This is a genomic window from Rubritalea squalenifaciens DSM 18772 (genome assembly GCF_900141815.1).
Classification (GTDB): Bacteria; Verrucomicrobiota; Verrucomicrobiia; order Verrucomicrobiales; family Akkermansiaceae; genus Rubritalea; species Rubritalea squalenifaciens.
Window position 1 is genome coordinate 244,444 of record NZ_FQYR01000003.1, and the last position, 13,128, is coordinate 257,571.

Annotated in this window: 16 protein-coding genes and 1 riboswitch; of the genes, 12 read left to right on the forward strand and 4 right to left on the reverse strand. The window is 54.1% G+C overall.

Annotation, left to right across the window (positions count from 1 at the left end; all coding sequences use genetic code 11):
- The first annotated feature begins 38 nt into the window (after window positions 1-38).
- The 10 genes from BUB27_RS06435 to BUB27_RS06485 all read left to right on the forward strand — a co-directional run bounded on the left by BUB27_RS06435 (window position 39) and on the right by BUB27_RS06485 (window position 7,891).
- The gene (locus BUB27_RS06435) at window positions 39-530 is read left to right on the forward strand and encodes a hypothetical protein (protein WP_143158745.1); all 492 of its coding nucleotides are present in this window, start codon (window positions 39-41) and stop codon (window positions 528-530) included.
- 101 nt (window positions 531-631) lie between these two features.
- Window positions 632-2,548, forward strand: a complete 1,917-nt coding sequence (locus BUB27_RS06440) for an amidohydrolase (RefSeq protein ID WP_234991693.1) — start codon at window positions 632-634, stop codon at window positions 2,546-2,548.
- A gap of 65 nt (window positions 2,549-2,613) precedes the next feature.
- The gene (locus tag BUB27_RS06445; RefSeq protein ID WP_143158747.1) at window positions 2,614-3,018 is read left to right on the forward strand and encodes a hypothetical protein; all 405 of its coding nucleotides are present in this window, start codon (window positions 2,614-2,616) and stop codon (window positions 3,016-3,018) included.
- A 71-nt stretch (window positions 3,019-3,089) separates the two neighbouring features.
- The gene (locus tag BUB27_RS06450) at window positions 3,090-3,398 is read left to right on the forward strand and encodes a hypothetical protein (protein ID WP_143158748.1); all 309 of its coding nucleotides are present in this window, start codon (window positions 3,090-3,092) and stop codon (window positions 3,396-3,398) included.
- Window positions 3,399-3,458: 60 nt separating this feature from the next.
- Window positions 3,459-3,824: a hypothetical protein gene (locus BUB27_RS06455; protein WP_143158749.1), complete on the forward strand. Its 366-nt coding sequence runs from the start codon at window positions 3,459-3,461 to the stop codon at window positions 3,822-3,824.
- Entirely contained in the window at window positions 3,821-4,093 is a 273-nt protein-coding gene (locus BUB27_RS06460) for a hypothetical protein (RefSeq protein ID WP_143158750.1), read from the forward strand. Before BUB27_RS06455 ends, BUB27_RS06460 begins: the two co-directional genes overlap by 4 nt.
- Window positions 4,094-4,454: 361 nt before the next feature.
- Window positions 4,455-5,048, forward strand: coding sequence for a hypothetical protein (locus BUB27_RS06470; protein WP_143158751.1), 594 nt, complete (start codon window positions 4,455-4,457; stop codon window positions 5,046-5,048).
- Window positions 5,049-5,124: 76 nt separating this feature from the next.
- Window positions 5,125-6,714, forward strand: a complete 1,590-nt coding sequence (locus tag BUB27_RS06475) for an NAD(P)/FAD-dependent oxidoreductase (RefSeq protein ID WP_143158752.1) — start codon at window positions 5,125-5,127, stop codon at window positions 6,712-6,714.
- A gap of 186 nt (window positions 6,715-6,900) precedes the next feature.
- Window positions 6,901-7,518 carry a ribonuclease HII gene (locus BUB27_RS06480; RefSeq protein WP_143158753.1) on the forward strand — a complete coding sequence of 206 codons (618 nt, stop codon included), beginning with the start codon at window positions 6,901-6,903 and terminating at the stop codon, window positions 7,516-7,518.
- Window positions 7,511-7,891, forward strand: a complete 381-nt coding sequence (locus tag BUB27_RS06485; RefSeq protein WP_200797082.1) for a YraN family protein — start codon at window positions 7,511-7,513, stop codon at window positions 7,889-7,891. Before BUB27_RS06480 ends, BUB27_RS06485 begins: the two co-directional genes overlap by 8 nt.
- 349 nt (window positions 7,892-8,240) lie before the next feature.
- Here BUB27_RS06485 and BUB27_RS06490 read toward each other — a convergent pair whose 3' ends face one another.
- The 4 genes from BUB27_RS06490 to BUB27_RS06505 form a co-directional block, all read right to left on the reverse strand.
- Window positions 8,241-8,774 (reverse strand): hypothetical protein, encoded by a 534-nt coding sequence (locus tag BUB27_RS06490; RefSeq protein ID WP_159434836.1) that lies wholly within the window; start codon window positions 8,772-8,774, stop codon window positions 8,241-8,243.
- 122 nt (window positions 8,775-8,896) lie between these two features.
- Window positions 8,897-9,421, reverse strand: coding sequence for a hypothetical protein (locus BUB27_RS06495; protein ID WP_143158755.1), 525 nt, complete (start codon window positions 9,419-9,421; stop codon window positions 8,897-8,899).
- A 54-nt stretch (window positions 9,422-9,475) separates the two neighbouring features.
- A complete protein-coding gene (locus BUB27_RS06500; RefSeq protein WP_143158756.1) occupies window positions 9,476-9,892 on the reverse strand; it encodes a hypothetical protein in 417 nt (138 codons plus the stop codon).
- A gap of 1 nt (window position 9,893) precedes the next feature.
- Complete coding sequence (locus tag BUB27_RS06505) at window positions 9,894-10,364, reverse strand: hypothetical protein (RefSeq protein WP_143158757.1); 471 nt, start codon at window positions 10,362-10,364, stop codon at window positions 9,894-9,896.
- Between the two features lie 75 nt (window positions 10,365-10,439).
- On the opposite strand from BUB27_RS06505, the gene BUB27_RS06510 reads away from it, so the two are divergent.
- Both BUB27_RS06510 and BUB27_RS06515 read left to right on the forward strand, forming a co-directional pair.
- On the forward strand, window positions 10,440-10,691 hold the full coding sequence (locus tag BUB27_RS06510; RefSeq protein WP_143158758.1) for a hypothetical protein: 252 nt from the start codon (window positions 10,440-10,442) through the stop codon (window positions 10,689-10,691).
- 286 nt (window positions 10,692-10,977) lie between these two features.
- Window positions 10,978-11,157: riboswitch (cobalamin riboswitch) on the forward strand.
- A 43-nt stretch (window positions 11,158-11,200) separates the two neighbouring features.
- Window positions 11,201-13,108, forward strand: coding sequence for a TonB-dependent receptor plug domain-containing protein (locus BUB27_RS06515; protein ID WP_143158759.1), 1,908 nt, complete (start codon window positions 11,201-11,203; stop codon window positions 13,106-13,108).
- Window positions 13,109-13,128 lie beyond the last annotated feature (20 nt).

Here is a 13,128-nt window from a genome sequence, read left to right on the forward strand (position 1 = left end):
GGACGCTTTAGATATCGGCTGTTTAGCTATTGTGTGAGATGATCAAGGGTACGGTAAGTGTGTTAGAGTCTCTCTCGAAGTGGTATGTCTTCGGTGTAGGAGATCAGGCGGCTGAGGTCTGCATCGCCGGGGAGGAACACTACCGGTTGATCTACCGTTATCATTTGGAGGGGTTCAAGTCCTGTCCGGAGTTTGTGCTTTGTGATCTGGAGGGGAGTCAACTGCGGCGGTGGAGGTTCCAGATAGGTATGTTGCGTACCCATCTGGATCTGAGCGAGGAGTCGGATTTTCCCATGAGCTATGTGGTGGGGATGTTTGGCCGACGTTACTTTAAGACGAAGGAAGGCAAGATCCCGTCCTATTTTCTGATCAAGGAACAGTCGCGCTCGTTTGAACTAGATGGCATGCATTTCGAGCACCGCGATTACCAGAGCAAGATTTCCTTCCGCTGCCCGCCTGAGCGTCTACAGCAGGCCATCATCATGGCCCATCTACTCTTCCAGCCACCGCTCATGGAGCAGAACGGGTGAGAGAAGCATGGTGTTTTTTGCACATCAACTTAGTGGACAATTTTCCAATTTGTTAGTAAAAGTGTGGGGTTAAGTTTTTTAACTTCAATGTGTAAAGTGTTATGAGTGTTCGTGTTTATATTCAGTCAGTAGTGTGTGCCTGTTCCATGGCTGCTATCCCGGCTCAGGCCGACAGTGGTAGTTTGCAGGATGTGCTAGATCCTCAAAATCCCTTGCCAAAAGCAACCATCTATACGGCCAAGGAGATCATAACCATGAACCCTGACCAGCCTAAGGCGACAGCAGTAGCCGTGGTGGGAGATCGGATTCTGGCAGTAGGGTCGCTTGATCAATTACAGCAGGCCGCGGGCGATCAGCCTATCAAGGTAGACGAGACTTTTGCAGACAAGGTGATTGTTCCAGGGTTCATTGCCCAGCACGATCATCCCTTGCTGTCAGCTCTCACCATGACATCTCACATTATTTCCATCGAGGATTGGGTCTTACCCGGTGGCACCATTCCCGCAGCCAAGAGTGCCGCAGAGTATATGGAAAGACTGAAGGCCGTGCATTCTGAAATGAAGCAACCTGATGCGCTGCTGCTCACCTGGGGCTACCACCATTATTTCCATGGGGACATGAGTCGTGAGATGCTGGATAAAGTGAGTGATACCAGGCCTATCGTAGTCTGGCACCGCTCGGCCCACGAATTTTATTTGAATACCAAAGCTCTGGAACTCATTGGCTTGGATGAGGCCTTTGTATCGGCCATGCCGGAAGCTGCCAAGAAGCAGGCCGACCTGAAGAAAGGTCATTTTTATGAGGCCGGCATGTTCGCGATCCTACCAAAGCTGATGCCTGTGATGGTCACTCCCGAGCGTTTTCAGCAAGGCCTGGAGCTAACCAGAGACTATTTCCATGCTAATGGCGTGACCCTAGGCTGCGAGCCCGGGGGGCTCTTCTCCAAGAAGCTGCAGGATGCTCAGAATGCTGTCTTCTCTCGTCCGGAAACACCCTTCCGCTATTACTTCATCCCGGATGGGAAGTCGCTCTACGCGATGTATCCGGACACGACCATCACAGAGACTGAGAAAATCCTGAACTGGGGGCAAGGGATGACGAGCATGGTGCCGAAGCAGATCAAGCTCTTTGCCGATGGTGCCGTGTACTCCCAGCTGATGCAGGTGCGAGAACCCTATCTGGATGGCCACCACGGTGAGTGGATCATGCCGCCCAAAGATTTCGCAAACGCGTTTCGCATCTATTGGAATGCTGGCTACCAGATCCATATCCACGTCACCGGGGACAAAGGTGTGGATATGGTGCTGGATAATCTGGAGGCTAACATGCGCCGTTTTCCGCGCTATGATCACCGTACGGTGCTGGTGCATTTCTCACTCTCTCAGAAAGACCAGATCGAGCGTATCAAGAGGCTGGGGGCGATCGTCAGTGGAAATCCCTACTACGTGACCATGCTGGCGGACAAGTACAGCGAGAAGGGGCTAGGGGCTGAGCGCGCGGACAACATGGTGCGTATGGGGGATGTGGAACGGGCTGGCATATCCTATTCCTACCACTCGGACATGCCGATGGCTCCAAGCCAGCCGCTCTTCCTGATGGACTGTGCGGTGAATCGCAAGACAGTCTCTGGCCGCGTAGCTGGTGAGAACCAGCGTAATACCCGTGAAGGTGCCCTGAGGGCAGTGACGTTGGAGGCGGCCTTCTCTTTGGGGATGGAGAAAGAGGTAGGTAGCATCGTGTCCGGCAAGCTGGCAAACTTTACGGTGCTGGAGGATAATCCGGTGACCTGTGCGGCGGAGAAAATTAAGAGTATCCCAGTATGGGGGACGGTGCACGAAGGTCGTGTGCTTCCCGTGCCAAAGGCGAAAGATACCAAGCAAGCCGCCTCAGGTCCCTCTGCGAATGAAGCCACGCTCAAAGTACTGCAGCTGCACGCGGAACACGATGGCTGTAGCCATGGTGGTGACATCTGCACCCTGAACCATCTCATCGGCAAGGCGATGTTCCCGGATGAGTAATTAGACGCAAATGAATAGAGAGGTCTCCTTTCCTCTGAGTAGATGGTGAATGGGGTTAGAATGTGATGAGTGCGAAAGATATAGCGGATCTTTTTCTGGAAGGGACTGGTAAGATTGAATTCTACTGGAACTTCTACACCGTCACCTTGCTAGCCTTGTTTGGCTGGTTCGTGACCTCCAGCCCCAGCATGAATGTTAGACTCAAGTGTCTGCTGACGGTGGCTTATCTGGGCTTTGCGGCGATGAATCTACTGGGGTTGTGGGGATCCTATGCCTTTACGGAGGCGATTCGGCATGACCTGCTGAGCATGCCCATTCCTGAAATGCCGCACACCCGGGCAGCCTTGCTCGCGAAAAGCTATGAATCCCAGCGCAACTGGGGCCTCGCCGTCCATCTGCTGGTCGATGCCTTCGTGCTGCTGGTTATCTGGAGGTGTAAGTCAGGCAAGGATGTGTCTCATGTCGCGTAGTCCAAGCTACGAGGTCCTACTGAGAGCGCGCGTTCTTGAATCGGGTCTACTCTCTTGCTAAGTAGTCGCTGATGAAATGTGGGTTCCTGGCTTTCCTCTCTACTGTGGCACTTGCTGGCTGTAGTGGTACCCGGTCGATGACGTATGTCGAATTCTCGGAGGAAGCTCGCGGTGCCTACCAGCGGACCTTGCATCAATCCTTTGTGGCCCAGACTTACTATATCGGCTCAGAGGGGGAGCTTGATTACTATCTTGTCGAGACGCCTTTGCATTCGAAAACATACGGGGTGACTCAGGCATCAGCCCCGCCCATGGAGAGATTTCCGCTGAATGCGGAGAAACGGGTCGAGACGAAGCGGGTGGTATTTGGAGCGGAGTAGATTTCTTCTTGGACGGGTGGGCTGATGCTGTTAGTTCATGAGAGTCCTGTTATCCGATCTATGTATCCTAAAATCCTCCGCCGCGTATTGTTTGTCTTTGGTCTCTTACTCCTGCTGAGACCAGTTGGGGGGCTGTTCACGACAGCTCATTTGCATGCTCCGGGGTGGGACGGGAGTTTTTTCATTACCCAGGAAATGGCAGCAGAGGAATATCTCGCCAAGACTCCAGCGATGGAGGAACTGGCCAAGCGCAACGAGGAGTTTCGTCAAGAGTATGATCTGCAGTATGATCGCAGTGATCGGAAGCTGAACATGGTCCTAGGCTACGTCCATCGCTCAGACATCCTTCTGTTGATCGCAGGCCTTCTGATGATCCTAGCGTCAGTGGCGATGAGGAAGATGGAGGCGAGTTTGGAACAACGATGAAAGCATGGCAGGATAGGTTTTTCCGACTCAACCGTGAGCATGAGGTGGAGTTGGTGGGGAGTTCTCCCGAGAAGGTGATCGAGGTGCTAGAAAATCTGGGTTGGGGCTCTGAGACATCTGCGTGGTATCCGGATCTGGAGGTTACCTATTTTCGCAAAGGGGAAGAGGAGATGTTTCTGGTTCTCGAAACCTATTTCGATCCCAAGCTAACTGGCCAAGATGAAGAGGTTCGTGAGGTGCAGGAGGCTTTGGAAAACAGTGGGAGTTGATTGAGCTTATTTATTGGAGGGTGAAGGGGGAATGAGTGGTCAATTACATAAACCTTCAGGCGAGACAGACGGAGCGCGTGTGCTGGGGGAGTTTGTGGTTGGATTTTTTTGATTGCGGCTGTTAGTACTGCGGTGTGGCGTTTGATAGATCCAAATACAAAATAGTCAGAGCGAGTGATGTAAGTCACCGTGACGGTATTGGTGTGGAGATATACCGCGATGGGCATATGGTCTGTGAGATTTTTAGAGATGATACGGATCGGACAAGGACCGTGTGGCTGGCTAAGCAAGATGCCGCTTGAGGCGCTGGAGGGTTTTATTGAGATCTTTAAGGAGAGGGTTGATTGGGAGTTTACTAGCTATGAATAAAGCAGCGGAGATTTTACAGGAGCATATCAGTGCGATATGGGATGCGGATGATGGTATGCCCAGAGATTATGTAATGGGGTCTCCATTGGGAATGGCTTTGAACCATATTCATGATTCGGATTCTGAGGCTCTGAGGTGGCTAAGTTATTTTGTGGCTCGCAGGGCATTGCCTTGCTGGGAGTCTTTGTGTGAGGAATCGCGGCCAAGAGATGTGCTGGAGATTATTGGGGAGTCATTTCATCGTGGTTTAAATATATCTGATGAAGAATGCAGACCTATTATATCACCCCATCGTGATTGCCTATATAGTGCTACACAGGGGGCCGCGGATGCTGTGATGCATGCTTCTTGTTATCTCAAGGATGGAAATGTAATGGATGCGATCTATGGTTTGAGTAGTGCGGATTTAGCTTATGATCATATGTTACTTGAGGATGAATTTCGCAAATGGCTTATTGAGGTGGCGGTTCCTGTTTCTTTTGAGCATCGTGAAATGAGCTATGAAGAGCGGGGAGCATTTCGGGTCTCTCAATGTGGGGTGAAGGCTACGATGATGGAACCGATCATTGTTAATTTATCCTTTTAGGTCAGAAATTGCTGTGGGGTAGTCCCCCCACTTTAGTTTTGACTATCTGTGGGGGGTGGAGCATGAGTTTTGGGGTATGGCTGAGGCGCGTGTAGAACTGGTTGATATTATTCTGGCTTTGGAGAATTCCGAGGATGAGGCGGCACGCAAGCGTGCGGTCTGCCGCAAGCTGGGGGTGAAGCCGGAGCGCGTGCAGGAGATGCGCCTGCAGAAGCATTCCATCGATGCGCGTAAGAAGCAGATCAAGGTGCAGCTGCGCATGGAGGTGGGGATCGATGGTCCTCTGCCGGAGTACGTGCAGCCGGTGCCTAGCTATCCTGCCCTTAAAGGGGATGAGAAGCGCGTGGTGATCGTGGGCTGCGGGCCTGCGGGGATTTTCGCGGCGCTGCGCAGCATTGAGCTGGGCGTGAAGCCTATCATTGTGGAGCGCGGCAAGGATGCGAGTACGCGCCGATTCGACCTGGGGCCGATCATGAAGGAGGGCCGGGTGATCGAGGATTCAAACTACTGCTTCGGTGAAGGTGGTGCGGGTACGTACTCCGACGGCAAGCTGTACACTCGTGCGACGAAGCGCGGTCCTGTGCGCGATGTGTACGAGACGCTGGTGGCGCACGGTGCACCGCAGAAGATTTTGACAGATGCCCACCCGCACGTGGGCTCGAACCTGCTGCCGAACGTGGTGAAGGCGATGCGCGAGAGCATCCTGACTGCGGGCGGGGAGGTGCATTTCAATGCGAAGGTGACGGACTTCCTGATGATGGAAGGTGGCAAGAAGATGCGCGGCGTGGTGCTGGCGGATGGCAGGGAGATCACTGGTGATGCGGTGATCCTGGCGACGGGGCACAGCGCGCGGGATATCTACAAGCTGCTGGCGGATAAGCATATCCTGCTGGAGCAGAAGCCTTTCGCCGTGGGCATGCGGATCGAGCATCCGCAGCCGCTCATCGATAGCATCCAGTACTCGTATGATCGCGGGCTGGAGCGTCCGAGGATTCTCCCTGCGGCGCGTTATCGACTGGCGACGAAGATCGACGGGCGCGGGGTGCATAGCTTCTGCATGTGCCCGGGTGGCTTCATTGTCCCTGCGGCCACGGAGAATGACGAGGTGGTGGTGAATGGCATGAGCTTGGCACGCCGCGACAGCCCCTTTGCCAATAGCGGCATGGTGGTGACGGTGGAGCCGGAGGATACCGCAGAATTTCAGAAGGAGCACGGCGTGCTGGCGGGCATCGCCTACCAGAAGGCGCTGGAGATCAAGGCGAGCAAGGCTGGCGGCGGCGTGCAGAAGGCACCGGGCCAGCGGGTGAAGGATTTCATCGCAGGGAAGCTTTCCGATGAGCTGCCGAAGACGAGCTACTTCCCGGGCCTGACCAGTGCGAGGCTGGACGAGATTCTGCCGCACGATGTGAGCTACCGCATGAAGATCGGCTTGAAGAAATTCGGCCAGCAGATGAAAGGCTACGTGGGCGAGGAGGCGAACCTCCTTGGTTTCGAGACCAGGACAAGCAGTCCAGTCAGGATCCCGCGTGACGAGTCTAGCCTGATGCACCCGGAGGTGGAGGGTCTTCTCCCTTGCGGCGAGGGAGCTGGCTATGCCGGCGGTATCGTGAGTGCCGCGCTGGACGGCATGAAGTGCGCGGAGGCGGCCTTGGCGGCAATCAAGTAGGTGGTTTTCTACCACGGAATACACGGATGGCACAGAAGCGGGGTTAATGAAACCTTGCTTGATGAAACGGGTGATACTGTTGGCTACTAGCCACATGCTCCTTTTTCCTGCCACAGATTATGAGGGGGTAGAGATAGATTTTTTCTATTCTTGATTCTAAATTCATCATTCTAGATTCTAAGAACTATGCCAGATTTTGAACATGAGTTGGTAGCGATGGGTAAGGGGCACCAGGTGATTGCCGGGGTGGATGAGGCTGGGCGCGGGCCGCTGGCAGGTCCGGTGTCGGCTGCGGCGGTGATCCTGCCAGAGGGATTCACGCATCCATTGTTAAATGACTCAAAGAAGCTGAGCGAGAAGAAGCGCGAGCAGATTTATGAGGACCTGATGGCGGACAAGAGCATCCGCTGGGGGCATAGCTACGCGGAGGTGGAGGAGATCGATGAAATCAATATTTTGAAAGCCACGCATGCGGCGATGGCGCGTGCGGTGAAGGCACTGGGAGAGCCGGGGGTGTATTGCTTGATCGATGGTCTGGCGGTGCCGAATTTCCCCTTTGGCTCTGAAGGACTGGTGAAGGGGGACGGCAAGAGTCTTTCCATCGCGGCGGCGAGTATTATTGCAAAGGTGTCGCGTGACCGGAAAATGCTGGAGTACGCGCAGGAATTCCCCGAGTATAGTTTTGAGAAGCACAAGGGGTACGGTACCAAGGCCCACTTGGAAGCTCTGCAGAACCATGGGCCTACTCGGATACATCGTCGCTCTTTTGCACCCGTCTCTCAACTTTCCCTGCCGCTTGACTGACCGGCAGGGCGAGCGCATTGCGCCGCATGAGATCGGCCGGATGGGGGAAAAGATGGCGCGCCTGCAGCTGATGAAGGAAGGGCGCCGGATCCTCTATAAAAACTTCCGCGGCCCGAAAGGGGGTGAGGTGGACATCGTGGCCCGTGATGGCGAGGTGCTGACCTTTGTGGAGGTGAAGACCCGCCGCAGGCGCGAGGGTAGCCGTCCGCTGGATGCGGTGACTCCTGCCAAGCAGGAACTGATCGAACGCGGAGCCAGAGCCTGGCTGTACATGCTCAAGGAAACCGACTTCCTCTGGCGCTTCGATGTGGTGGAAGTAACCCTGGAAGAAGGCAAGAAGCCTGAGGTCAATGTGGTGAAGGATTTTTTCTAACCACAGAATACACGGAAGGGACAGAAAGCTTGCCAGATGGAGCCCTGCTTGAAGGAGCTTGATTGATGGAACCATCTAGCCACAGATTATGGGGGATTGGAGACTGATTTTTTTCTGTGCTTGATGGAGTTTTTTACCACGAATTGCACGAATCTCACGAATGGGGTCTAGTTGAAGCCTATGCTTGTTGGTGCTTTTGCAGGGTGTCTCGATACGGGAAACCCCAATGGGGGTAAGAGTGTAGCCAGCGGTATGCAACCCCGGGCTTGTGTTGCGGAACCCCTTTGGGGGTCATGCCGGAAGCCAATCTTTTGCGAGGAAACCCGTGTAGGGTTCCGTGGTGGTGATTTTATAACCTCTTATAGCCTTTGTTGAGAAGTTTCCAGCCGCCGGTGGTTCGTTCTAGGTCGTAAATCCATTCTTCTGATGTTTCGGCAGTGCCGTAGGTGGCGCGTATACGCTGAGCCCCAGATGGAGAAGATGGAAGGCGGAGCACGCGAACGGGGCGGCCTGCGGCATCAGAATAATAGATCCATTCATCTCCTTTGAGTGTCGCACCGTTTTGCTCAGTTACCCAACGGACGAGTTCTTTGGGGGGTGACTCGTATAGAGGTAGTGTTAGGGCCAATTTTTGGAGGTCAGTGGAATCTGGAGGCGAGAGTGGTACGTAGTCCTTGATGAATCTCTGCTCCATAAGTTTTGCAGGTGAAGCTGATGCGCCATATACATAGCTGGGGCCTGATGGCTGCTGAGTCTTTTTGTTGGTGTGCGCAGTATTGGATTCGGCAGGTGTGCTCTCTGGCTTTGGTAGCTCAGGTTCATCTTTTTGATTACAGCTGATGAGAGCGAGTGGAATAATGATGAGTAATGCGACACGGTACATGCATGCCATGTTGTATTGCAATTTGCTTTATTTCAATAAGTTGTTTTGGTTTTGTTCGCCGTGTACTACGGCGCGTTTGGGGCTAGCCTCAGCAATGGCCGCGGCTTTGAGGTAGGCCATGACTATGCTCGGTGCGTCACAGGAGGGAGGGTGTCCTCTGGCTGGCTTGCGGGAGCGGTTTCAATACAGTGAATATCGCGTAGTTCCAGATGTTTGGAAAATGAGTCCACGCCACCATTGTCCCAACAAAGGAGCCAGCCCTCCCATCCGGAAGAGATGTCTTGGAGAAATCCCAAGTAATCTCCCTCGATGAGTTTAGTGTGCAGTGGGTCTTCTTCTGTTTGTCCGTCAGAGAGGTCTGCGAGTTCGTTCTCGAAGTCGAGGTCTAGCACATCCTCCATCATTTCCTCGCAGTCCATCGATTCGCCAAAAACGATTGCGGTTTTCTGGTCGTGGTCAATGAGGTAACCGCCTTCGGCAAAAGCCCAGTCCATAAGGGCGCCCGTTTCCTTGTATAGTTTGAGGGCTTCAAGAGCATGGTTAAGCCCTGCTGCGAAATCATGTACACAACCAAGGGCGGCCCAGTTGTCTTCATAGGCTGTTGCGTGTCCGTCTTTAATTACGACAAAATTGGCTCTATGTCCCATAGATCTCTGTCTAACAGTTCGCTGGGGGAGGGCAAGAAGAAAGCAGTAAGAGGATTATTCTCCCAGTGGTGGTAGAGTGTACAGTACGTCGTCTTCGAATTCGAATGCGTCGGAGATCAGATCCTCTAGAGGGAAGTTAAGCTTGGGGAATTCCTCGCGGGTGGTGTGGTGGTAGTTGTAGAGTGTTAGTATCCCGGTGATAGAGGTGCTATTCTCAGTGAGGAAATGGTGAAGTGCTTTGGCGCTTCGGAGCCGCTGGGCGTGGTCATCTTCTTGCTTTAAATAGGAGCCAAAGGCGAAGCCGCAGGTGCAGCCCATGTAGGAGCCGGGCTGGTAGATGTTCTTGGTGCCAAGGATTTCCTGAGGGAGGCGGTCGTCTTCCATGATGTGGTTCAGAAAGGAGCCGTTGGCTTTATCATTGAGGGTGTGGTCTTCGTCGTCGGCGAAGGCAATGTAGGCTTGGGTGCACATATCAGAGCTTCTTGTATTCTTTACTGAGAACGTTCCAGCCGCCGGTAGTGCGTTCCAGACCGTAGGTCCATTGGTAGGGGGAGGTTGGGCCTGGGGCGATGATTATTCGGATGCGCATAGGTTCGCTGTGTGATGCGCTTAGGTTAAGCACTCGAACTGCTGGTTGCGCCGTGTCTGCGGCTACTTGCCACTCCTTCATTTCACCAGTGCGGCGTAAGGCGTGGCCGGATTCTGTCATGACTAGAGAGACCTTACGCTTGGAGCCATCATCGTAGAATGGCAGTGTACTCAAAAGGTTCAGAAAGTTAGCGCGCTTGGTGTCTTCTAGCGGGGTTGAATCCGGGATGAATGTTTGCTCTAAGCTTGGGTATGGGGCTTTGGGGAGTTCTTTTTTGGTGCTAACAATCTTCTCAGTCTCTGTGCGGGTGCAGGCGAGTGTCGTCAGTGCGAAGGCGATGATGAGTAGGCGCATATCTCGATGAAATGGGGGATTGGGCTGTGTGCTGAAGCGCCGTAGACTACGGCGCGTTTGGGGCTAGCCTCAGCAATGGCCGCGGCTTTCGGGGAGGCGGTAGAGGCCGCCGTAGGCGAGCCAGCCGAAGAGGGGGACGAGGACGATGAGCGACCAAAGCAGCTTGCGAAAGAGAGGGCCTTCGTCGGTCCAGATGTTGCGGATGAAGTAGCCGGAGATCAGCAGAAACGCGCCGCCGATGCTGCAGGCACCGAGGATGGTGCGGGTGTCTCCGGCGGAAATGCGTTCAAGGATGGGATCGAAGAGGGACATGAGGTGGCGTGTTAGGTCTTATGTTTTAGGTGTTACGTTTCTTCGGTGCGGAGCTTGTATCATGGATGACTGATTTGGTCAGGACTAATCTAGGTCAAAGTAGAAGTCTTCAATTCAGAGGGTGTTGTGTTGACGGTTGCAGGGATGTTATTCGTCGGATTCGTGCAATTCGTGTTTCATTGAAGCGATAGACCTGTATAGCAATGGAGCGGTGCTAAGGTGATTCTCACAGTGAAAAAACTACCACCACGGCTAACATTCGGCGTTGTTATTTGCTGGGGAGTGTGTATGGCGGGGGAGTCATCTTTGGGAGGCCCGTGGCACGGGCAGGAAATAGATGGGGAATCCGGTGAGCTGGCCGGTGGGGTTTTCTCTAGATTGAGGGAGCTTTGCTGAGCTGGGTATTCCGGAGCGGTGCCGCCACTGTGAGCTTGCTGAGATGCAGGTGAGTCAGACTACCAGCCTAGGGATTTACACATGAACACGCCGCCGCGCGCAACGGGGGCACATGGTAGAACTGTTTAATGATTGAAAAAGTGAAGGCCCAGAAGGGTCTGGTACTTGTTGGCTTCACGGCCTGTGCACTGGGTGCTCAGGGTGAAGAGGTTTCCGCTCAGGCGGGTGAGAAGGTGGAGCAACTGGCGCCGAGCACGGTGCTGGCAAGCAGGTTCGAGGAGCCTGTGGATGGGACGGTATCTTCCGTATCCGTGCTTCGTGGTGGTGAACTCGGGAGAATGCAGGATTACCGTATTACCGAGAGTTTGAAGATTTTCCCGGGGATCCAGGGGCTTTCGACCTCCGGCCAGCGCGGGAACTTTGAGAGTGTTTTGGTGCGTGGTTTACCAACGCGCTATTCACAGGTGGTGGTGGATGGAGTGCGCGTGACGGACTCCAGCAATGGTTTGAACAATTTCCTGAGCAATACGCAGCTGGGCCTGGTGGATCGCCTCGAGTTCCTGCGTGGTCCTCAGAGTGTGCTCTACGGGGGTGAAGCTGTGGGTGGGGTGCTTGGTTACGAGACCAAGGTAGGTGATGGTGAGCCAGAGGGGTTTCTTCTTGGTGAGGCGGGCAGTTTCGATAGCTACCGTGCGGCGCTGAACTCCACCGGAGCTGTGGGTGATGTGCAGTACGGGGTAGAGCTCGGCCGTGAGTTCACAGGGAACGACACTTACTCCGCATTTCCTATCCAGGACTACACGCTCAATACCGCGATGCTGGGCCTGAAGTGGAATGTGAATGACGACCTGAGCGTGAAATTCAGCTACCGTGGAGCCGATGGCAACCTCATCACCCGTACGGAAGACCAGTGGGGCTACTACACGAGCGATGTGGATACCGACTATCATTTGTTTGCGCTGAATACCGCGCTGCGTGTGAACGAGAGCTGGAACAGCCTGCTGACTCTGGGCTACTACGAGGAAGCCTATGATGCTGATTTTGATGGCAGCTACGGCGGCTCCGTCTTTGGTTCGGACACGGATCGCTTCTCCGTGATCTGGAGTAACAAGGTGAAGCTCAGCGAGAAGCTGGATGTCGTGGCGGGTGCTGAGTATGCCTCCACTGGCTTCAGCAATTCTAACGGAAGAGATTTCGGTTTCGCCACCTATGCGGCTTTTGCGAATAGCTATTTCCGTCCCGTAGAAAACCTGCTGTTTGAAGCAGGCGCTCGTTATGATGAGCACGAGGAATACGGTGGTGAAGTGGCCTGGAATCTGGGCGTGAGCTATGATTTCGTGCAGACAGGTACTCGTCTGAGAGCGCGTGCGGCAGAATCCTACCGTACACCGGTGCTGGCGGATTCCGAGGCATTCCAGGACATCTTTGTGAACCAGCTGGCGAACCCGGATCTGGAGACTGAAGAAGTTCTCGGCTTCGAGCTCGGGGTGGATCAGGAGATTGGCCAGGATCACCTCCTGCAAGTGACTTATTTCTATCAGCAGCTGGATAACGCGATCTACACGGAGACCATCGCTCCGGGTATGTGGCCAAATCCATCCACCACCCAGCGCCAGAATAGTGAGGGTGACTCACTGGTGAGCGGTGTGGAGACAGCGCTGCAGGGCAGCTTTGCCGACGGGTCCACGAGCTATCGCATCGCGTGGACGGCACAGATCAAGGAAGAAGTCGTTGATGTGCCGGATCACATGTTAAGTGCCGACCTCTACTATGACGGCGGTGCGTGGCTCGTGGGCTGCGGAGCGACATACCTCACCGGAGCCAGCTATGGTAATCCGGATGATGTCAACTTTGTGGAGACAGACGAGCGCTGTGTTGCTCGCCTCTACGGTCACTATCAGGTCAGCGAGAATGTGAAGCTGCATGGCCGCATTGAGAACGTATTCGATGAAGAGTACGTGCTCTCAGACATTTACGGCTCACGCATCCAGGGGCAGGGCTTTGGTGCCTTCGCCGGAGTGACTCTTAGCTGGTAAATGATATTTGCATGCAAGCC

Coding starts and splice junctions, on each gene's coding strand:
- BUB27_RS06440 (WP_234991693.1), top strand. CDS start 632: ATGAGTGTTCGTGTTTATATTCAGTCAGTAGTGTGTGCCTGTTCCATG.
- BUB27_RS06435 (WP_143158745.1), top strand. CDS start 39: ATGATCAAGGGTACGGTAAGTGTGTTAGAGTCTCTCTCGAAGTGGTAT.
- BUB27_RS06470 (WP_143158751.1), top strand. CDS start 4,455: ATGAATAAAGCAGCGGAGATTTTACAGGAGCATATCAGTGCGATATGG.
- BUB27_RS06475 (WP_143158752.1), top strand. CDS start 5,125: ATGGCTGAGGCGCGTGTAGAACTGGTTGATATTATTCTGGCTTTGGAG.
- BUB27_RS06495 (WP_143158755.1), bottom strand. CDS start 9,421: ATGGGACATAGAGCCAATTTTGTCGTAATTAAAGACGGACACGCAACA.
- BUB27_RS06500 (WP_143158756.1), bottom strand. CDS start 9,892: ATGTGCACCCAAGCCTACATTGCCTTCGCCGACGACGAAGACCACACC.
- BUB27_RS06505 (WP_143158757.1), bottom strand. CDS start 10,364: ATGCGCCTACTCATCATCGCCTTCGCACTGACGACACTCGCCTGCACC.
- BUB27_RS06490 (WP_159434836.1), bottom strand. CDS start 8,774: ATGTACCGTGTCGCATTACTCATCATTATTCCACTCGCTCTCATCAGC.
- BUB27_RS06455 (WP_143158749.1), top strand. CDS start 3,459: ATGTATCCTAAAATCCTCCGCCGCGTATTGTTTGTCTTTGGTCTCTTA.
- BUB27_RS06480 (WP_143158753.1), top strand. CDS start 6,901: ATGCCAGATTTTGAACATGAGTTGGTAGCGATGGGTAAGGGGCACCAG.
- BUB27_RS06515 (WP_143158759.1), top strand. CDS start 11,201: ATGATTGAAAAAGTGAAGGCCCAGAAGGGTCTGGTACTTGTTGGCTTC.
- BUB27_RS06445 (WP_143158747.1), top strand. CDS start 2,614: ATGAGTGCGAAAGATATAGCGGATCTTTTTCTGGAAGGGACTGGTAAG.
- BUB27_RS06460 (WP_143158750.1), top strand. CDS start 3,821: ATGAAAGCATGGCAGGATAGGTTTTTCCGACTCAACCGTGAGCATGAG.
- BUB27_RS06510 (WP_143158758.1), top strand. CDS start 10,440: ATGGCCGCGGCTTTCGGGGAGGCGGTAGAGGCCGCCGTAGGCGAGCCA.
- BUB27_RS06450 (WP_143158748.1), top strand. CDS start 3,090: ATGAAATGTGGGTTCCTGGCTTTCCTCTCTACTGTGGCACTTGCTGGC.